The following is a 19,941-nucleotide window of genomic DNA, read 5'->3' as shown; positions in this document are numbered from 1 at the left end:
CGCAAAAATCCTGGGGCCACTTTGCGGCCCTTTCGCGACGCAAGGCCGCTCCCACAAAGACCGTGTAACCGCGGCCATCCACCGCATGGCCTGATGCAGGGGCAGCGCCCTTCAGGCCACACGCCATTTGCGGCTAGGTCATCTGTTCTTGCGCATGCCCATGTGGGCGTCATCCATCAGTGCTTTGGCCATGTCGCAGAGAAAGTGCGACGCCCAGACCAGCACCGGTTCGTTGTCCATCACCCCGATAAACGATGCCCGCCGGGAGCAGTCCATCAAGACTGATGCTTGCTCGACAGCATGGTCACAGCAGTTCCCAGGCTCGACGCGGAACAGCTTCTTGCCGTCGATGATGCCGTCCAGGAAAGTGGCCGCGCCTACGGTCAGGCCCAGGGTGCCGGTGTCGTCATCCAAATCCTTGTCCATCTGAAACCCTCTTGTAATTCTGCCAGCCAGCAAAAATTGATAATCAGCCGATCAATGCAAGGTATGCATCTGCGGCCTGTCCCTGAGCTGCACCTGAGCAATCGCCGACTCCAGCAACGTACGCACAGCCTCCATTTCATGCATGACCGCCAGGGTCATGATGGTGGCGGGAGACTTGGGTAGCGTGGAGATGGCGTGATGGCCTACTGACAAGGCGCAGAGCACGTATTCCGTGGCCTGGGTCAGGGTGTCTTCAAGGTGGTGGGATGGGTCAGTGGAGCAAGGTGGATCGGGAACAATTTTGAGCATGGCGAATCTCTCTAGTTGCACTACCAAGATCGCCACCTGCTCACTTGCAGATGATTGGGTGGCGGCTACGTAAAGGCCTGCAAGGCCGGGGCAACTAGAAAGCCCGACTGGTCCGAAGACCACCCGTACGCAGCCACCATGAAACGCTGCTGAGCGCAGAACGCCGTTAGCTGATGGTGAGCCTTTCTAGTTAACCCCCAGGCTTGCAGACCCGGTCGTTGAATTTGCAACGACAGGTCGAGACTAGGGGGCTCAGGTTTCCATCGCAATGGTGAAATGGCTTGAAAAGGATGATTCAGAAATGGACTACATGGAAGGGGAAAAAACTGATTATTTTTTGTAGGACCAACTAATACCACAATCATTCACACAAAATAGCTTTCTACGAATTAGCACTCACATCAAAATCCAAATATAGCGAAAATTCCTACAGCACTTTCTTTTTTTGAGAACAACTAAGGCACCACAATCTAGTGTCATTCGAGTAGGCTCAGTCCCCAGCAATGCAACAATCAAGGACGGCATCCATGCATTCACTCAGTGACGAGCAGGTACTGGCAATCATCCGCGAAAACCCGGTAAACCAGGCGCTCTTGGCCATGCTGCCAACGCTGGATATTCCTCACTGCATGTTGACCGCAGGCGCACTGTTCCAGACGTTCTGGAACCACCGCGCAGGGCTGCCTGCCGAATGGGGCATCAAAGACTACGACATCGCCTATTTCGACACCGACTTGTCCTGGGAGGCAGAGGACCGGGTTATCGCCCAGGTTCAAAAGGCGTGCGCGCACCTTGGCGTCAACGTGGAAGTCCGCAATCAGGCCCGCGTTCACTTGTGGTACCAAGCGAAGTTTGGCGGCGCTTATTCACCGTTGAACAAGGTGACGGATGGCATCGACCGGTACCTGATCCGCTCGACCTGCCTGGGCGTCTATGTGCGCACAGGCATGCTTTACAGCACGCACGGCCTGGAAGACTTGCAAAACGACCTGCTGCGGATGAACGAACTGAACCCACGGCCAAACTTGTTCAGGGAGAAAGCCGCCAGCTACCGGGAGCGATGGCCATGGCTTGCATTGGTTGAGTGAGGTACCGCGATCGACGTGGATGGCTATCGCCCCAGTATCCGCCCCGCCTGCAACTAAAGTAGGATTTACACAAGTGCTCGGGGGGAATTTTACGTGAATATCCGTCAGAAAATGGTCGTCTGTGGTGCCATTAGCGTGAGTGCCGCCGCCCTGCTGGGGGGCACGGGCTACTGGGGGCAGGTGCGCCTGGCCGAGGTCCTGGCCGACAGCGAGCTGAATGTCAGCGCCCTGCGCAACCACCTGGAAGGCGACATGATGCACGACGCCCTGCGCGCCGATGTTCTTGCCGCCTTCTACGCAGCGCCCGGCGACAGCGCCGCCGCCGAACAGGTACGCAGCGACCTGCGTGAGCACAGCCAGTGGTTCCAGCGCAGCCTGGCGGCCAATGCCGAACTGCCGTTGAACGCGGGCATCCGTCAGGCCATCGACCAGTCACGGCCCGCACTCAAAACCTACATCGCCCAGGCCGAGCGCATGGTTACCCTGGCCCTGAGCGACCCGCAGGCGGCGCGCGCCGAAATGCCGGCCTTCGACCAGAGCTTCACCGAGCTGGAAAAGAAGAACGAGGCGCTCAGCGAGCTGATCGAACAACACGCTGCGCAGGTACGTGCCGACAGCAAGGCGACCACCCACCAGGCTGCCTGGCTGCTGATCGGCGGCATCCTGCTGATCTGCCTGCTGCTTGGTTTGATCACCCGCCACCTGATGGCCAGCGTGCTGCGGCCGCTGAGCAAGACCATCACCGTGGCCAGGGCCATCGCCCAGGGCAACCTGCGCAGCCCGATCCAGATCGAGCGAAACGATGAAGCCGGCCAGCTACTGCAGGCCCTGGCCGACATGCAGGGCAACCTCAAGCAGATGATCGACACCATCCGCCATGAGAGCGAGCAGTTGCAGAGCACCGCCCAGAACCTCAGCGGCGCCTCGCAAAACATCGTGCACAGCTCACGCGAGGAGTCGGACCACGCCACCAACATGGCCGCAGCCATGGAGCAGATGATCCAGAACATCGCCCAGATCGCCGACCATGCGCGCAACGCCCAGGCAATCTCATCCCAGTCCCAGCAGCTGGCCAGCGACGGCGGCCAGGTGATTCTTGGCGTGGTGAACGGCATGAGCCGCATCGCCGAGGCGGTCAACGAATCGTCCAGCACTATCACCGCCCTGGGCCAGTCGTCCGAGGAAATTCACTCGATCATCCAGGTCATAAGCGGCATTGCCGAACAGACCAACCTGTTGGCGCTCAACGCCGCCATCGAGGCGGCCCGTGCCGGCGAGGCCGGGCGCGGCTTCGCCGTGGTCGCCGATGAGGTGCGCAGCCTGGCGGCGCGCACGGCCCTGTCGACGCAGGAAATAACCGGCATGATCGATCGCATTCGCAGCAGCACCGCCCAGGCGGTGAACAGTATGCAAACCGGGGTGACGCGGGTGAACGACGGGGTCAACCTGGCGCGCCAGGCCGGCGAGTCGATCAGCGAGATCCGTGGCGGCGCCCAACGCGCCGCCAATATGGTGGAAGAGATTTCCCACACTATCGGTGAGCAGAGCAAGGCCAGCAGCGAGGTGGCCCAGCGGGTCGAGCGGATCGCCCGCATGTCGCAGCAGAACAACCAGACGGTAAATGAGCTGGCCGCTGCCGCCCAGCACCTGGACAGCGTGGCAAGCAGCATGCAGCGCGCGGTGCAGCTGTTCCAGACCTGAGGCAAACGCTCAAACCCTGAAACAGGCTTGCACCTGCGCAGCCATCGGCCGATGGTTAACCATCGGCAATGGATTGCGCTCGTCATGAAATGAAAATTCGCTGACGTGCGATGCGAAGTGGCCACAGCCATTGCTGCCTTAGAGTCGGTGCACAACAAAACCGTGCCCGGAATCACGAGAGCAGCCATGAGCAGAGCCACCCGAACGAGCGAGACCGCAACCCCCACCCAGCGCCTCCCTGCAGCCGACCGAAAGCGCCGCGCACGCAAGGGGGCCAACCTCCCGGACAACGCGCTGCACCAAGAGCTGATCGGCACCGCTGCCAACCAGACCCTGGCGGGCAACCCGCTAGTCAGCGTGCGCCCGGCCGACCTGGCCAGCTGGGCTGGCTGCCTGTTCAAGGCGGTGGGCAAGTCGCCGCTCAAGGCTGGTGCTCATGCGGGTGGCTACCTGAAGTCGCTGCGTGGCATCGTCGGTGGCCATTCCTGCATCGCGCCAGACCCAAAGGACAAGCGCTTCGCCGACCCGGCCTGGCAAACCAACGCCTTCCTGCGCGCACTGCTGCAGAGCTACCTGGCTGGCCAAAGTGAGCTGAACCGCTTTATCGAGTCCACCAACCTTGCCCCGCCGGAAAAGAGCCGCGCCCGCTTCATAGCAGCCCTCCTGGCCGACGCCATGGCACCGAGCAACTCGCCGCTGACCAATCCGACGGCGCTGCGCAAGCTGGTGGACACTGGCGGCATGAGCCTGGCCAGGGGCATCCGCCAGTTCGGCGACGATCTCCTGAACAACCGCGGCCTCCCGAGACAGGTCGACAGCGCGCCATTCAAGGTTGGGGAAAACATTGCCACGGCCAAGGGCGAAGTGGTCTTTCGCACCGACATGTTCGAGCTGCTGCAGTTCGCCCCCACCACCGAACGTGTTTTTGCCAGGCCTTTGGTGATGTCGCCGCCGCAAATCAACAAGTACTACGCCATCGACCTATCGCCGGAGAAAAGCCTGATCAAGTGGATTCAGGACAGCGGCGTAACCCTGTTCGTCATCAGTTGGCGCAACCCCACCCGCGAGCATCGCGACTGGGGCTTGTCCGATTACGCCCTGTGCCTGGACCAGGCTGTGGACGTGGCGCGCAGAATCACCCGTAGCCCGGATGTAAACATGTGGGGCTCCTGCTCGGGCGGCATCACCCTGGCCGCCTACCTGGGCTGGCTGGCGGCCCGTGGCGAAGGCCACAAGGTGGCCAATACCAGCTGGGCGGTGTGCGTGCTCGACATGCCCTCGGCACTGGACGACACCACCCTGGGGCTGTTCAGCACCCCGTCCGCCCTGCGCGCGGCCAAGGCCAGCTCCCGGCGCAAAGGCGTGCTGAGCGGCCAGGGCATGGCCCGCATGTTCGCCTGGATGCGCCCGAACGACCTGATCTGGAACTACTGGGTAAACAACTACCTGCTGGGCAACAAACCGCCGGCTTTCGACATCCTGGCCTGGAACAACGACACCACGCGGCTACCGGCCCAACTGCACGCTGACTACCTCGACCTGATCCAGCAAAACCCCTACAGCAACCCGGGTACCCTGGAGGTTGCCGGCGAGGCGATCGACATGACCCTGGTAAAGGTGGGCGCCTATGTGGTGGGCGGCACCACCGACCACATCACCCCTTGGCAGGGCTGCTATGGCACCGCCCGGCTGTTTGGCGAAAACTCCACCTACGTGCTGTCCAATGCCGGGCACTTGCAAAGCCTGGTGAACCCGCCGGGCAACCCGAAGTCGTTCTACTACGCGGCACCTGCCGCAGCCGAGGCCCCGGAGGCCTGGCTGCAGAACGCCGGGGAGCGCCAGCAAGGCAGCTGGTGGCCGCATTGGCGCGAATGGATCGGGCAGCGCTCGGGCGACAGCCTGGCGGCGCCGAAGAAGCTCGGCTCGCGCAAGTACCCACCCCTCTGCCCCGCACCTGGCACCTATGTCATGGAGCGTTGAAGCGGCCATCTGCTCCTCAGGCTACCCCCACGCCAGACGTGGGGGGCAGCACTTTGCGCAAACCAGGATCAGCCGAGCGGCACGGCGCCGGGGTCTCGGTTGTTGGCGCGATAGGCTAGGCTTTTGGAGGGCTTTTCAGGAGCAGGGTCGAGATCCGCATGAGACTGTTCAACTTCATCGATAGCAGCATGGAGCAGATTCTCCTGGCTTGGGAAAACTATGCTCGCTCGGTTGAAACAGACCTGCCGAAACTGGATGCTGTCGGCTTGCGCAATCATGCCGAGAAAATGCTGCGTACTGTTGCCTTGGACATGAGAACGCCCCAGGCCAGGCACCAGCAATCTGAAAAGGCACAAGGGAGAGGGCCTACGGGCTCCAGCGATACGGCAGCGCAAACCCATGCGGTCGCTCGTTTGATAGCTGGGTTTTCAATGGATCAGATGGTGTCCGAATACCGGGCATTGCGCTCCAGCGTCTTGTCACTCTGGCTTAACCAAGAGTCGTTGGCAGGGACGCATCATGTCCAGGACATGATTCGCTTCAATGAAGCCATCGACCAGGCGCTCGCAGAGTCCATCGCCGCGTACGGATCAGCAGTGGAATCGACCCGAAAAATGGTGCTGGCAGTGCTGGGCCATGACTTGCGCTCCCCCTTGGGCGCGGTTCTCATGGCTGGCGAGCTGCTCCAGCGGCAAAAGGGGCTGGATGCAAAGGCCAAGGTGCTCGCTACCCAAGTCTGTACCAGCGCACGCAGGGCGAACGCCATGATCAACGACCTGCTGGACCTGGCCCGCTGCAACCTGGGCACTGGCATTCCAGTGGACTTGCGCTGCGTGGCGTTGAATCCAATCTGCCACGCTGTGATTGACGAACTACGCACGGCGTTCCCGCACGCGAAGATTACCCTCGATGAGCAAACGCACATCACGGGCCAATTTGATCCTGACCGCATCGCTCAGGTGTTCAGCAACCTGATAGGCAATGCCCTGCGGCACGGTGATTCAACGACCCCGATCAAGGTCACGGTTGGCGAGGTACAGGGCGCTACACGGGTCAGCGTGCAAAACTCAGGCGAACCTATCCCTCCTGAACTGATGCCATACCTGTTCAAGCCAGAAGGCAGATACTCAAGCTATTCGTCCGGCGAACGGGGCTCTACGGCGGGGCTAGGCCTTGGGCTGTTCATCGCATCGGAGATCGTCTCAAGTCACGGTGGCAGAATCGAAGTGCAATCGACCGACGAGCAAGGGACGACGTTCGAGGTCATTCTGCCCGCTTCAACGGGGTGAACCCTGTTCATCAGGGGGGTGCCGCGTGAGCATCTGCAGGTTGTACATAGCGCTTTGTTTTGTAGCGGTTTCCTGCCGATTGTCTGAATGAGCGCCGCCAGTATCCTGCACAGTTGAAACGTCATCTTCGCAAGCTATCTTTGACGGACTATAAGACTAAAGTCGTAGGAGAACGGCATGCGTATTCGCGGTCATGTTTTTTGGGGCTGGGCAGATCCAGTGCTTCATCATCGGGCTCATGACGAGGCGCTGGACGACGGCACCTCGATAGATGTCCAGGTCAGGCTTTCCCGGACTGGCCACACGCAGATGTTCATCGGCGTGTATGCGGGCTGCGGAATGGCCCTGCACGAAGAGGCCTTCGATTCTCGACCGGGTGAATCCACCACTCGGGCTCTGGCCTGGGGCGTGGGGCGTGCAAGACGACTTGCTACCGACCAGCGCCCAGCTGTGAAACAAGTAGCCTAGATTCAAGCCCGTCTTAATGGTGGTCGTTGCACACAGATGTCAGCGGCCACCCACCTCAAGCAACCTCCATGGGCCAGATTCTTAACGAATGCTCTGTTGGCACAGCCATTGCTCCTCCCTGTAAATCCAGGCAAAAGACCACCAATGGCTCATCGCCATCTTGCCGCATGACCGCACCAATCAGCATCAAATGAGTGCAGCGTGAAACGGGGGCCGCTTGGCGGCCCCTCACTCACGGCTCCCGCAGCCTCCTGATTTGCCCCATGGCAACTGGCGGTTCTTTTCAGTGGGGGATGGAATCATCGCTACAATCAATGAACGTCCAGCAAGAGCCAAACCCATGAGTGTTGTTCGCAGTCATCGCTCACTGATCGCCTGGTTGCTCTACGCCTGCGTGCTGTTCAGCGCATTGGCCTGCAGTATCAACCATGGGCAACAGAGCGGCTTGGCACTCAATGGCGTCGGCGGCCTGTTTTGCTCAGCTGACAACCACGCCGGGGCCGCACTTAAAAGCAGTTTCAGTGAATCGAAAAGCTACAGCGTGATGCCCAACCTGGGCTGCCCTCTCTGCAGTGCTGTAACCCTGAGCATTGCTGCACTGCTGTGCCTCAGCTGGTTACTGCGCCCGGCTGGCAAGACCTTCGTCCTTTCCCAGCCAGCCCCCCATGCTTCCCCCCGCTTCATCTGGCCCCCGGCCAACCCCCGCGCTCCTTAGCAGCGTTCGACGCACTCGCACCTGCACCTTCGCCGCGGGCACCTTAGTGCGCCTGCCTGACGGTTCAGTTGTGCCTGCCCGCCGCAAAAGCATGCTTTGCCAAATCGAACGACTGAACACTTGAACCAAGGAGCGCACGATGCGCCATATTCCTTTGCTGAGCCTGGCGTTGAGCCTGGGCCTGAGCCCGCTTGCATACGCTGATCAAGTGGTACTTGATGAAACCCTGATCAAGGACGAGTACCGCAATGATCCGACCGCCCCCACCATCGGCGAAAAGCGCGCCGACTTCGCGCGTATCCCCGGCGCCGCTGCGGTAGTTGACGCCGAAACCTACAAGACTGGCCGCAGCAGTACCTTGCAGGATGCCCTGGGCCTGGCCACCGGGGTATTCATCCAGCCGCGTTTCGGTGCTGAGGAATCGCGCCTGTCGATTCGTGGTTCTGGCCTGCAACGCACCTTCCACGGCCGTGGGCTGTTGCTGATGCAAGACGGCGCACCGGTCAACCTGGCTGATGGCAGCTTCGACTTCCAGACCATCGAACCGCTGGCTACCGACCATATCGAGGTGCTACGCGGCGCCAATGCCTGGCGCTACGGTGCGGCCAACCTGGGCGGCGCGATCAACTTCGTGACGCCCACCGGCGCGACCGCGCCGCCGGTAGACCTGCGCTACGAGGGCGGCAGTTTTGGCTACCAGCGCCGCTATGGCGCGTTTGCCCAGGACTTTGGCGACTGGGATGGTTTCGTGAGTTTGTCGGACTCAAACCAGGACGGTTTCCGCGACCATTCCAGGCAGGATAACCAGCGCTATTTTGCAAACCTTGGCGGGCGCATCAACGATAGCCTAGCCACCCGTTTCTACCTGACCCACGTGGAAACCGACTCCGACCTGCCCGGTAACCTGACCAAGGCACAGATGCGCAGCGACCCCAAGCAGGCATCGGCGGACAGCATCAGGGGCGATCAACAACGTGACTTCACCCTCAACCGGGTCGGCAACATCACCACCTTGCAACTGGAGGGTAGTCACAGCCTGGAGCTGGCGACCTACTACAGCGAAAAGTCGCTGTTCCACCCCATCTTCCAGGTACTCGATATTGACAGCGAAGACTATGGCGCGCGCCTGGCGCACAAGTGGCAGAACGATCAGGGTTGGCGCACGACTGCTGGTGTAGAGGCCAGCCAGGGACGCAACTGGGACTCCCGCTATGTCAACGTTGCCGGGCACAAAGGGCGCAAGGTCAACGAACTGCACCAGACTGCGCGCAACCTCAATGCGTTCGGCGAGCTGGAAATCCCCGTGGCCGAACGCTGGGCGCTGATCGGTGGTGCTGCCTGGCTGCACCAACAGCGAGAAGTTGACGACCGCCTGAAGTGCAACGCGTTCGTCACGGCGTTTTGCCTGCCACAAGATGAGTCGTTCGACGCCACCTACCAGGGCTATATCGGCCGCATCGGGGTGCGCCATGACGCGGCCGAAGGCTTGCAGGTGTTCGCCAACCTGAGCCAAAGCCTGGAACCGCCAACCTTCAGTGAACTCACCGGGGGCCAGGTGGTAACCCAGAACGACGAGCAAAAAGCCAATACCCTTGAAGTAGGCATGCGCTGGTCGCGTGAAACCCTCGACCTGGACCTGGCGGTGTATCGCAGCGAGATTCACGATGAACTGCTCACACTCAACGACAGCAATGGGCAGCCACTGGGTACAGTCAACGCCGACCACACCATTCACCAAGGTGTTGAATTAGGTGCAGCCTGGACGCTTGGCCAATTTACCCTGCGTGGCCAGTACCTGCTCAACGACTTTCGTTTCGACGGTGACAAGGTCTATGGCGATAACCGCCTTGCCGGTGTGCCACGCCAGTTTGTAAAGGGCGAAGCCTTGTGGCAGCTGGACGGTTGGTACGTCGGGCCGACATTCGAGTGGGTACCCACCCATTACAACGTGGACCAGGCAGAAACCCTGTATGCCGATGGCTATGCGATCTGGGGCTTGAAAGGCGGCTATCGGCCGGCCACCGGCCTGGGTTTCTTCGTTGAAGGGCGCAACCTCTCCGACAAGACCTACGCGGCCACGACCGGGGTGATTGCCGACGCGCGGGGCCAGGACAGCGCCCAGTTTCTTCCTGGCGATGGCCAGAGCCTGTTCTTTGGGCTGGAGTGGCGGATGTAAAAATGCCTACCGGGGCTGCTTCGCAGCCCATCGCCGGCAGGCACAACAAGACAGGTCAGTAACACCTTGGCACGGAATATGTGCACAAAATTCCCACTTTTTGGTTAAGGCTGCAAGGCAAAAAAAATCGACTGAAAAGTCAATAAAATCATAGATAAATTTCCGATGCGCGGAGCCGGCAACCGCCAGATCAGGAGTGGCGACGACGCTTGACCAGGACGCACCAACCCTAAGTTGCACCCAACTCGCGGGTTGGCATGAACATTGTTTGTATACAAACCCAATAATAAAAGTACACAAGCATTACGGAGTCACGATGGCGTCAATCTCACGTCCCGGTGTTGCCCAGCTTAATGCTCTCCCTGCCGAAACGGCTGGGCCCAGTCAGCTGGAGCTGAGCCCGCGTCTGTACAGTACCGACCTGGCACCAACCCGCGCGGCAAATCGCACCTGGGGGCGCTACAGCCTGTTTGCACTGTGGACCAACGATGTGCACAACATCGCCAACTATTCCTTCGCCATCGGCCTCTTCGCGCTGGGCATGAGCGGCGCACAGATCCTCGCAGCCATCGCCCTTGGCGCGCTGGTGATCTATGGCCTGATGAACCTGTCCGGTTACATGGGGCAGAAGACAGGCCTGCCCTACCCCGTGATGTGCCGGATCAGCTTCGGCATCCATGGTGCACAGATCCCGGCACTGATCCGCGCGGTAATCGCCATCGCCTGGTTCGGTATTCAGACATACCTTGCCTCGGTAGTGCTGCGCGTCCTGCTCATTGCCATCGCCCCGGACCTCAAGCCCTACGACCAGAACTCGATCCTCGGCCTGTCGACCCTGGGCTGGGTCACCTTCCTCGGCATCTGGTGCGTGCAGGTGGCGATCTTCGCCTACGGCATGGAGATGGTACGCCGCTACGAATCCCTCGCCGGGCCGATCATCCTGGTTGCCTTCGCAGGCCTGGCGGGCTGGATGTACTGGCGCAGTGGCCTGGCGATTTCCTGGTCCAGCGGCAACGCGCCGACCGGCTCCACCATGTGGCTGAAAATACTCGGTGCCGCCGCGCTGTGGGTCTCGCTGTACGGCACCATGATCCTCAACTTCTGCGACTTTACCCGTAACTGCCCCGACCGCCGCACCATCAGCGTGGGCAACTTCTGGGGCCTGCCGGTGAACATGCTCGGCTTCGCGCTGATCGCCGTGGTGCTGGCCGGTGCGCAGTTCAGCATCGACGGCAAGCTGGTGCAGGGCCCGACCGAGATCGTCGCCGCCATCCCAAGCACCGCCGGCCTGGTGCTGGCCTGCCTGGCCTTCCTGATCGTCACCGTGGCGGTGAACATCATGGCCAACTTCGTCGCCCCGGCTTTCGTGCTCACCAACCTGGCACCGAACCTGCTGAACTTCCGCCGCGCCGGCATGCTCAGCGCCTCCATCGCGGTGCTGATCCTGCCCTGGCACCTGTACAACAGCCCGTCGGTGATCGTGTACTTCCTCGGCGGCCTGGGTGCCCTGCTCGGCCCACTGTACGGAATTATCGTCACCGACTACTACCTGATACGCCGCGGCCGGGTGAACCTGCCTGAGCTGTATAGCGAAAGCAGCCAGGCCGCCTATCACTACCGTGGTGGGGTCAACCTGCGCGCCGTAGCGGCGTTCATCCCGGCGGCGCTGATCGCCATCGTGCTGGCGCTGGTACCGGCGTTCGATACGCTGTCGCAGTTCTCCTGGTTCTTCGGTGCCGGCCTGGGCGGGCTGATCCACTACGCCATCGCCAACCGCAGCGCCAAGTACCTCGACGTATCCGGCGAAACCATCGCAGTGGATAGCACGCACCACTGACCGGGGCCGGAAACAGAAAAAGGTTCATCGCGCCTACTGAGGCACGATGAACCTTTTTCCATACCCTTGCCCTGCTGGCTTTTTCGCCAGCGCCGTTCCTTTGCGTTAACTGAACACCCAGAGTACGCGCGTGGGCTTGTCGGTGAGGTTGGCGTAACGAAAACTTGCGTGGGGTTGCAGCTGAAAACTGTCACTGGCGCGCAGGGTTACCGGCTCGCCGCCATCCAGCCAGACGGTCAGCTCGCCTTCAAGCACAAAGCAGCCCTGTTCCGAACTGTCGTCCAGGTACTCCTCGCCGCTGCTGGCCCCCGGTTCCAGGTGGCTATCGAGCATGGAGAACGCGCCGGTTATCGTCGGGGATGCCAGCACATCGGTGATGCCGCCTGCCAGGTGAAGCGTACGGCGCTCGTGAGGGCGGGTGACCCAGTCGAGCTCGCGGGGCTTGTCCAGCTTGTAGAAGTAGGCCGTGGAGACGCCGAGTTCCTCGCTGATAGCCGTGAGGTCGGCCACGGTTGGGCGCGATACACCCCGTTCGACCTGGGACAGAAAGCCCACCGAACGGCCAATGCGCTGGGCCAGCTCGCCCAGGGTCAGGCCTTTGAACTTGCGCAGGTCGCGAATCAGTACTGCCAGGCCTTCAATTTCTTCGTGCACTTTCATAGTTGAATCGCGACTTTCGGACGGGAGAATAATGCCCTGAAAAGTACATGATTCATTGCACAAAGCAAGATTCTTCAAGGAATTGCGGGAACTGGCGGGGGTGGATTATGGGCTGACAGCTGGTAACTTGGGGCCGCCTTGCGACCCATCGCAGGCAAGCCAGCTCCTACAGGGACTGCGCAATTCTTGAAATATGCACTTTACCTGTGGGAGCGGGTTCACCCGCGAAGAATCCAACGCAGTGTATGGCACCGGCTGCGCCGGTGTTCGTGGGTAAACCCACTCCCACAGAGTCCCTGCGCTGCCTTCGCTTAGCGCACAGCCTCGTACGTCAGGTCCAGGCACTTGCGGGCCTTTTCCACCAACTCGTCGATCTCTTCGATACTGATTACCAGTGGCGGCGCGATGATCATGGTGTCGCCCACGGCGCGCATGATCAGGCCGTTGTCGAAGCAGTGCTGGCGGCAGATCATGCCCACGCCCTTGCCTTCATAGCGGGCACGGCTGGCCTTGTCTTTCACCAGTTCGATCGCGCCAAGCATGCCCAGGCCACGCACTTCGCCTACCAGCGGGTGGTCGGCCAGTTCGCGCAGGCGCTGTTGCAGATAAGGCGCGGTTTTATCATGCACCTGCTCGATGATCTGCTCGTCACGCAGGATCCGCAGGTTCTCCAGGCCCACCGCAGCCGCCACTGGGTGGCCGGAATAGGTGAAGCCGTGGTTGAAGTCGCCGCCTTCGCTGATGACTTTGGCCACTTCGTCACGCACGATCACACCGCCCATGGGGATATAGCCGGAGGTGAGGCCCTTGGCGATGGTCATCAGGTCGGGCTTGAGGTCGTAGTAGTCGCTACCGAACCATTCACCGGTACGGCCAAAGCCGCAAATCACTTCGTCGGCAACGAAGAGGATGTCGTACTTGGCCAGGATCTCCTTCACCTTCGGCCAGTAGGTTTGCGGCGGAATGATCACGCCACCGGCGCCCTGGATCGGTTCGGCGATGAAGGCGGCGACGTTGTCTTCGCCAACTTCGAGGATCTTCTTCTCCAGCTGCTCGGCTGCCCACACGCCGAAGTCGGCCTCGGTCATGTCACCACCTTCACCGAACCAGTACGGCTGCGGGATGTGCACGATATCCGGAATCAACCCGCCCTGCTGGTGCATACCACTCATGCCGCCCAGGCCCGCGCCCGCCACGGTGGAGCCGTGGTAACCGTTGATGCGGCCAATGATCACCTTCTTGCTCTTCTGGCCTTTGAGCGCCCAGTAATGGCGGACCATGCGCAGTACGGTGTCGTTGCCTTCGGAGCCGGAGCCGGTGAAGAACACATGGCTCATGCCTTGCGGGGCCACATCGGCGATCGCCTTGGCCAGCTCCAGCGCGGGCGGGTGCGCGGTCTGGAAGAACAGGTTGTAGTACGGCAACTGCTTCATCTGCTGGCTGGCGACCTCGGCCAGCTCATCCCGGCCATAGCCAACCGCCACGCACCACAGGCCCGCCATGCCGTCGAGAATCTTGTTGCCTTCGCTGTCCCAAAGGTACACGCCCTTGGCCGAGGTGATGATGCGCGGGCCTTTCTCGGCCAGTTGCTTCACATCGCTGAACGGGGCCAGGTGGTGGTCGCGGCTCATCGCTTGCCAGGCAAGGGTCTGCGAATTCTGTTCACTCATTGACTTCACTCCATCAAGTTGCGCAGCCATGCTGCGCGGGTACTTTTCTGTATTTGGGTACGGGGGCTATTCAGGCAGACAGCAACAGCTTCTGGCGCAGTACCGAGCGCTGCCGGCAGGCCTTGCCAAAGGACTGGAAGATGGTCAGGTAATGCGGGTTATCCATGACCTGGAACTCGGGGTGCCATTGCACGGCCAAGGCAAAACCCTTGCCGTTCTCGACCGAGATCGCTTCCACCAGGCCATCGGGCGCCAGCGCTTCCACCCTCAGCCCAGGGGCCAGTACATCGATGCCCTGGCCATGGATGGAATTGACGTCGAAAACCGCCGGCAAGCCCATGCGGTCGAGCAGCCCACCTGGCTCTACATGCATGGTGTGGCGCGGGCCATATTGCTTTTCGATGGGCTCGCCCTTGCCTTCGCGGTGGTCCATGAACACGCCGGCCTCGTGGACCTTCTGGTGCAAGGTGCCGCCCAGTGCCACGTTCATTTCCTGGAAGCCACGGCAAATGCCCAGCACCGGCACACCGGCAGCGATGGCCGCGCGCATCAGCGGCAACGTGGTGGCATCACGCAGCGGGTCGTGCTGGGTGCCCTCGGCACTGGCCGGGCCGTTGTAGTGGAACGGCTCGATGTTGGACGGCGAACCGGTGAAGATCAGCCCATCCACCACGTCGAGGATATCGGCGCTGGCCATCAACTCGCCGAGGCTGGGTATCACGATGGGTAAGCCACACGCTGCCTTGGCCGCCGCACGTGCGTACTTCTCGGCGATGGTCTGGGTGGCATGCTGCTCAATCATGCTGGTGCATGCGGTAATGCCAATAACGGGCACACGTGGCATATCTTCCTCCGGCAAATCGGTATTGCGCGTGGTATTGAAACGTTGGAAAGGCGTCTGTTCGAACTGCAGCAGCTACAGGAACCAGCGGTATTCGCGGGCGTCGATGTGGCGCATGAAGTCCAGTTGCTCCTGGTATTTGTTTTCGCAATAAACCATCACGAACTCACTGCCCAGGCCTTCGTTGACCACCGGGTGATGGCGCATGGCGGCCAGGGCACTGAGGGCATCCTTGGGGAAATCGATGCCACTCTGGCGGTTGTCGTTCAGCGGGGCGATGGGCTCGACGCCGCGCTCCAGGCCATGCTCCATCCCGGTCAGGATGGCCGCCAGCACCAGGTACGGGTTGGCATCGGCGCCGGCAAGGCGGTGTTCGATGCGCAGGTTGCGCGGGTCGGACTCAGGGATGCGAATGCACGCATCGCGGTCTTCGAAGCCCCAGCTGGCCTTGCTCGCCGCATTGACCATGGCGCCGTAACGGCGGTAGGCATTGTGGTTGGGGGCGAAAATCGGCATGCAGTGCGGCAGCAGCTCCAGGCACCCTGCCACCGCATGGCGCAGCTTGCGCTGTTCGGCGCCCGCCAGGATGTTGTTGCCGGCAGCGTCGTACAGGCTGACGTGCACATGCATGCCGCTGCCCGGCGCATCCAGGTACGGCTTACTCATGAAGCTGGCACGGTAGCCGTGTTTCATCGCGATACCGCGGGTACTGCGGCAGAACAGCGCCGACCAGTCCGCCGCGCTCAGCGCATCGTCACTGTGGGAGAAATTGATCTCGAACTGGCCCGGGCCCAGCTCCGCGGTGATGACGTTGGCCGGCACGCCCTGCTCGTTGGCGCCATCCACCATTTCGTGCAGCACCGACGAAAAGCGTGACAGCCGCTCGATGTGCATGTTCGGCTGGTCATCTTCGTCTTCGGTCGCGGTGTCGCGTGGGTACTGCGGCAGGCCGTTAGCGAGCTTGCGGTCGAACAGGTAGAACTCCAGCTCGAAGGCCACCACCGGGCGGATGCCACGCTTGGCCAGGCGCTGGAGCACGCGAGCCAGCACTTCACGGGGTTCGAACTCGATAGGCTTGGCGGTGCCGTCGGAGGTAATCAGCATCTGGGCGATCACTTCCTGTTCCCAGCGCACCGGCTTCAGGGTACCCGGCACCAGGCGCCGGGCGGCATCCGGGTCGCCGTCGGCGAAGCAGTAGTCACCAATCGGGTAGAGGCCACCCTGGGTACCCAGCAGCACGCAGTTCTGCGGCAGCTTCAGCGGCGCGCCGGCTGCGACTTTTTCCAGCATGTCCATGGGGTAGCGCTTGCCGTAGAAATGCCCAGGTATATCCAGGGCAATCAGGTCGACATAACGGATTTCTGGGTGTTTCGCTCGGAACGAACGCACTTCAGTCAGCAGATCCGGAAAGATGACACTCATCTTCTTATCCTTGTGAGGTGAACAAATTCAATTGAAAACCCAGAGCACACGGGTGGGTTTTTCCGTCAGGTTGGCGTAACGGAACTGCGCGTGGGGTTGCAGCTGGAAGCAGTCGTTGGCCTGCAGGGTCACGGCCTCGCCTTGGTCCAGCCATACCGTGAGTTCGCCTTCGAGCACGAAACAGCCCTGCTCGGAACGGTCAGTCAGGTACGGCTCACCACTGGTGGCGCCGGGCTCGAGATGGCTGTCGAGCATGGAGAAGGCGCCGGCGATGGTGGGCGAAGCCAGCACATCGGTGATGCCCGACTCCAGGTACAACGTGCGCCGCTCGTGGGGCCGCGTGACCCAGCTGATGCTGCGCGGCTTGCTCAGGTTGTAGAAGTACGCAGTTGATACGCCGAGCGCTTCACTGATGGCGGTGAGGTCCGCCACGGTAGGGCGCGAAACACCGCGTTCGACCTGGGAGAGGAAGCCGACCGAGCGGTTGATACGCTCGGCCAGTTCGCCCAGGGTCAGGTTCTTGAATTTGCGCAGGTCGTGAATAAGGATCGCGAGGGCTTCAACCTCTTCGTGCATCTTCATCGATTCGGACTGCCGTGAAATTTTTTGAGTTATTTTTCATGAAAAAATACCTGAAAAAATTCACGAGTCAAGCGAAGCAGGAAAATGAGCATCCGCGAGTAGAAGTCTGGAGGCACACAGAGCCAAGCCGGGGCTGTTGCGCAGCCCCTGTGGGAGCTGGCTTGCCGGCAATGGGCCACAAAGTGGCCCCTGACTGCTTAACAGACTGGCAGCAGAGCGATAGGCTGGCGCTTTTCACCTGCACGGAAGCGCCTATGACACAGCCATACCAGGGAAGCTGCTTGTGCGCAGCGGTCAGTTACGAGCTACTCACCCCACCAAAGGCCGTGAGCCATTGTCATTGCAGCCAGTGCCGCAAAGGCCACGGTGCCGCTTTTGCGTCCTACGGCAGCGTGCCGCGCAGCATGCTGCGAATACTTCGCGGCGCCAGCAGCATCAAGGCTTTTGCCTCTTCGCCAACGGTCGTGCGCGAGTTTTGCGCAGCGTGCGGCTCGAGCCTGTTCTGGTCACGCTCCCGAGGTGAGTTTGCCGACTGGGTGTCGATAGCGCTGGGCACGCTTGATACGCCGTTCCTGCCCACGAAGCAGAAACATGTTCACCTTGATTGCGCCGCCCCCTGGCACGCGCCTTACGCACCTGAGCTTGACTGACAAAGGCCAGTGCAGACCTGAAGATTTATGCATCGCCGCCTTCGCGGGCATGCCCGCTCCCACAGGTACTGCGCAAACTTAAGGCTATTACTACACCTGTGGGCTTTAGCCGCGAACACCGGCAACGCCGGTGCCATCCACGCTATGGTTCATACACGCCCTTCTCGGTATGTGCAGTTGATGAGGCTTCGACGCGCGGCGCATCAACTGGTCGCCACGCCTGCCACGTCTGTGCTGGAAGCCGCCTTCGGCGCCGGTTTTGAAAGCCCCGAGGCTTTTTCCAGAGCGTTCAAACGTGCCTTCGGCATGGCCCCGAGCGTGTTTGCCAAGGCGCCGAACTGGCAGGCCTGGAGTGCGGTGTTCGTTGTTCCTCACCTATCCAGGAGTATTACCATGCAAATCCGTATCGTGGATTTCGCCGAAACCCGCGTGGCCGCGCTCGAACACATCGGGGCGCCCGGCCTGGTCGGTGAAAGCGTTGCACGCTTCCGCCAATGGCGCATGCACAGCGGCCAGTCGCCGGTGGCCAGCAGCCGCACCTTCGGCATCCCCTACGACAACCCCGACACCACCCCAGCCCACGCCTTTCGCTTCGCTGTGTGCGGCGAGATCGACGAAACCGTGCAGCCCAACGATTTCGGCGTGCACGAACGGGTGATTCCGGCAGGGCGTTGTGCGGTGATTCGGCATATCGGCTCGCCAGACCACATCAGCGAAACCATCTACCCGCTCTACCGTGACTGGTTACCGTCGAGCAATGAAGAGCTACGTGACCATCCGTTGTTCTTCCACTACCTCAGCGTGTATCCGGAAACGGCGCTGGAGCAATGGCAGACGGATATCTATGTGCCGCTGAAGTAGGCCTGGCCTTAGGGGGCTGGGCAAAGGGGCCGGGCAAAGCCAACCATCACCGGCGCGGACGCGTGGCTGGCCAAATTGGTAGACTATGCCCAATTCCCAAATCCACCCGGCAGCGGGCAACCGCGCCGGGTATCAGATGTGTGCCCCAGATGCCCCAAGAATCAGCTGTAATCCAACGTGCGGAACCGTCTCGGCGCTTCAGCGTTGCACCGATGATGGACTGGACAGACCGCCACTGCCGGTTTTTCCTGCGCCTGCTGTCCAGGCAAACCGTGCTCTACACCGAAATGGTCACCACCGGCGCCCTGCTGCACAACGACGCCCACCGTTTCCTGCGCCACGACGTTTCCGAGCACCCGCTGGCCCTGCAGCTGGGTGGTAGCGTGCCGGCCGACCTGGCCGCCTGTGCGCGCCTGGCCGAGGAAGCGGGGTACGACGAGGTCAACCTCAACGTCGGCTGCCCGAGCGACCGGGTGCAGAACAACATGATCGGTGCCTGCCTGATGGCCCACCCGGCGCTGGTGGCCGATTGCGTGAAGGCCATGCGCGATGCGGTGTCGACCCCGGTAACGGTCAAGCACCGCATTGGCATCAACGGCCGTGACAGCTATGCCGAGCTGTGCGACTTCGTCGGCCAGGTGCGCGAGGCCGGCTGCCGCAGTTTCACCGTGCATGCGCGCATCGCGATTCTGGAAGGGCTGTCGCCGAAGGAAAACCGCGAGATTCCGCCATTGCGCTATGACGTGGCGGCGCAGTTGAAGGCAGACTTCCCGGACCTGGAGATCGTGCTTAACGGCGGGATCAAGACCCTGGACGAATGCCAGGCGCACCTGCAGAACTTCGATGGTGTGATGCTGGGGCGTGAGGCGTATCACAACCCTTACCTGCTGGCCGAAGTGGACCAGCGACTGTTCGCCAGCGGGGCGCCAGTGGTCAGCCGCAGTGAAGCGCTGGCACAGCTGCGGCCTTATATCGTCGCGCATATGGAAAGTGGTGGCGCGATGCACCATGTTACCCGGCATATTCTGGGGTTGGCCCAAGGCTTCAAGGGCGCACGGCGCTTCCGCCAGTTGCTGTCGGCGGATATTCACAAGGCGGCGGAGCCGTTGGCGGTGTTTGACCAGGCGGTGGAGTTGTTGCAAGGGCGCTGACTCTGCCCTGGCAAGCGGCGCAGTCAGTGTGGGAGCGGCCTTGTGTCGCGAAAGGGCTGCAAAGTAGCCCCGGCAAATTGTGCGTCTACGCTGAAATCCTGGGGCTGCTTTGCAG

General features: G+C 61.3%; 18 protein-coding genes. 11 read left to right on the top strand and 7 right to left on the bottom strand.

From position 1 onward, the window contains the following. Positions 1-138: 138 nt before the first annotated feature. Positions 139-426, bottom strand: coding sequence for a DUF3077 domain-containing protein (locus ABE456_RS24880; RefSeq protein ID WP_346646303.1), 288 nt, complete (start codon positions 424-426; stop codon positions 139-141). Between the two features lie 51 nt (positions 427-477). After that, on the bottom strand, positions 478-735 hold the full coding sequence (locus tag ABE456_RS24875; protein ID WP_346646302.1) for a hypothetical protein: 258 nt from the start codon (positions 733-735) through the stop codon (positions 478-480). A 527-nt stretch (positions 736-1,262) separates the two neighbouring features. Here ABE456_RS24875 and ABE456_RS24870 point away from each other — a divergent pair. From ABE456_RS24870 to ABE456_RS24835, 8 genes are all read left to right on the top strand, one after another. Continuing rightward, positions 1,263-1,823: a nucleotidyltransferase family protein gene (locus tag ABE456_RS24870; RefSeq protein WP_346646301.1), complete on the top strand. Its 561-nt coding sequence runs from the start codon at positions 1,263-1,265 to the stop codon at positions 1,821-1,823. A 93-nt stretch (positions 1,824-1,916) separates the two neighbouring features. After that, positions 1,917-3,524, top strand: coding sequence for a methyl-accepting chemotaxis protein (locus tag ABE456_RS24865; RefSeq protein ID WP_346646300.1), 1,608 nt, complete (start codon positions 1,917-1,919; stop codon positions 3,522-3,524). 186 nt (positions 3,525-3,710) lie between these two features. Then, positions 3,711-5,504: an alpha/beta fold hydrolase gene (locus ABE456_RS24860; RefSeq protein WP_346646299.1), complete on the top strand. Its 1,794-nt coding sequence runs from the start codon at positions 3,711-3,713 to the stop codon at positions 5,502-5,504. Positions 5,505-5,662: 158 nt separating this feature from the next. Beyond that, positions 5,663-6,793: a HAMP domain-containing sensor histidine kinase gene (locus ABE456_RS24855; protein ID WP_346646298.1), complete on the top strand. Its 1,131-nt coding sequence runs from the start codon at positions 5,663-5,665 to the stop codon at positions 6,791-6,793. 177 nt (positions 6,794-6,970) lie between these two features. Next, a complete protein-coding gene (locus tag ABE456_RS24850; protein ID WP_346646297.1) occupies positions 6,971-7,261 on the top strand; it encodes a hypothetical protein in 291 nt (96 codons plus the stop codon). 340 nt (positions 7,262-7,601) lie between these two features. Further along, positions 7,602-7,976: a DUF2946 family protein gene (locus ABE456_RS24845; RefSeq protein WP_346646296.1), complete on the top strand. Its 375-nt coding sequence runs from the start codon at positions 7,602-7,604 to the stop codon at positions 7,974-7,976. Positions 7,977-8,115: 139 nt separating this feature from the next. Next, entirely contained in the window at positions 8,116-10,152 is a 2,037-nt protein-coding gene (locus tag ABE456_RS24840; RefSeq protein WP_346646295.1) for a TonB-dependent receptor, read from the top strand. 316 nt (positions 10,153-10,468) lie between these two features. After that, positions 10,469-11,989, top strand: coding sequence for an NCS1 family nucleobase:cation symporter-1 (locus tag ABE456_RS24835; RefSeq protein WP_346646294.1), 1,521 nt, complete (start codon positions 10,469-10,471; stop codon positions 11,987-11,989). 105 nt (positions 11,990-12,094) lie between these two features. On the opposite strand, the gene ABE456_RS24830 is transcribed toward ABE456_RS24835, so the two are convergent. From ABE456_RS24830 to ABE456_RS24810, 5 genes are all read right to left on the bottom strand, one after another. Continuing rightward, positions 12,095-12,649: an XRE family transcriptional regulator gene (locus tag ABE456_RS24830; protein ID WP_063913578.1), complete on the bottom strand. Its 555-nt coding sequence runs from the start codon at positions 12,647-12,649 to the stop codon at positions 12,095-12,097. A 311-nt stretch (positions 12,650-12,960) separates the two neighbouring features. After that, positions 12,961-14,319: an aspartate aminotransferase family protein gene (locus tag ABE456_RS24825; RefSeq protein WP_346646293.1), complete on the bottom strand. Its 1,359-nt coding sequence runs from the start codon at positions 14,317-14,319 to the stop codon at positions 12,961-12,963. A 70-nt stretch (positions 14,320-14,389) separates the two neighbouring features. Then, the gene (locus tag ABE456_RS24820; RefSeq protein WP_346646292.1) at positions 14,390-15,163 is read right to left on the bottom strand and encodes a gamma-glutamyl-gamma-aminobutyrate hydrolase family protein; all 774 of its coding nucleotides are present in this window, start codon (positions 15,161-15,163) and stop codon (positions 14,390-14,392) included. Positions 15,164-15,235: 72 nt separating this feature from the next. After that, positions 15,236-16,582, bottom strand: a complete 1,347-nt coding sequence (locus tag ABE456_RS24815; protein ID WP_346646291.1) for a glutamine synthetase family protein — start codon at positions 16,580-16,582, stop codon at positions 15,236-15,238. A gap of 27 nt (positions 16,583-16,609) precedes the next feature. Beyond that, a complete protein-coding gene (locus ABE456_RS24810) occupies positions 16,610-17,164 on the bottom strand; it encodes an XRE family transcriptional regulator (protein ID WP_346646290.1) in 555 nt (184 codons plus the stop codon). A gap of 254 nt (positions 17,165-17,418) precedes the next feature. Between ABE456_RS24810 and ABE456_RS24805 the strand changes: the two genes are divergently transcribed. The 3 genes from ABE456_RS24805 (at position 17,419) to dusA (ending at position 19,826) form a co-directional block, all read left to right on the top strand. Next, positions 17,419-17,814 carry a GFA family protein gene (locus ABE456_RS24805; RefSeq protein WP_346646289.1) on the top strand — a complete coding sequence of 132 codons (396 nt, stop codon included), beginning with the start codon at positions 17,419-17,421 and terminating at the stop codon, positions 17,812-17,814. Between the two features lie 144 nt (positions 17,815-17,958). Continuing rightward, positions 17,959-18,675 (top strand): GyrI-like domain-containing protein, encoded by a 717-nt coding sequence (locus ABE456_RS24800; RefSeq protein ID WP_346646288.1) that lies wholly within the window; start codon positions 17,959-17,961, stop codon positions 18,673-18,675. 149 nt (positions 18,676-18,824) lie between these two features. Beyond that, on the top strand, positions 18,825-19,826 hold the full coding sequence (gene dusA, locus ABE456_RS24795; RefSeq protein ID WP_346646287.1) for a tRNA dihydrouridine(20/20a) synthase DusA: 1,002 nt from the start codon (positions 18,825-18,827) through the stop codon (positions 19,824-19,826). Positions 19,827-19,941 lie beyond the last annotated feature (115 nt).

It is taken from the genome of Pseudomonas sp. TWI929 (genome assembly GCF_039673335.1).
GTDB lineage: Bacteria > Pseudomonadota > Gammaproteobacteria > Pseudomonadales > Pseudomonadaceae > Aquipseudomonas.
This window is presented reverse-complemented; position numbering and strand designations above follow the sequence as displayed.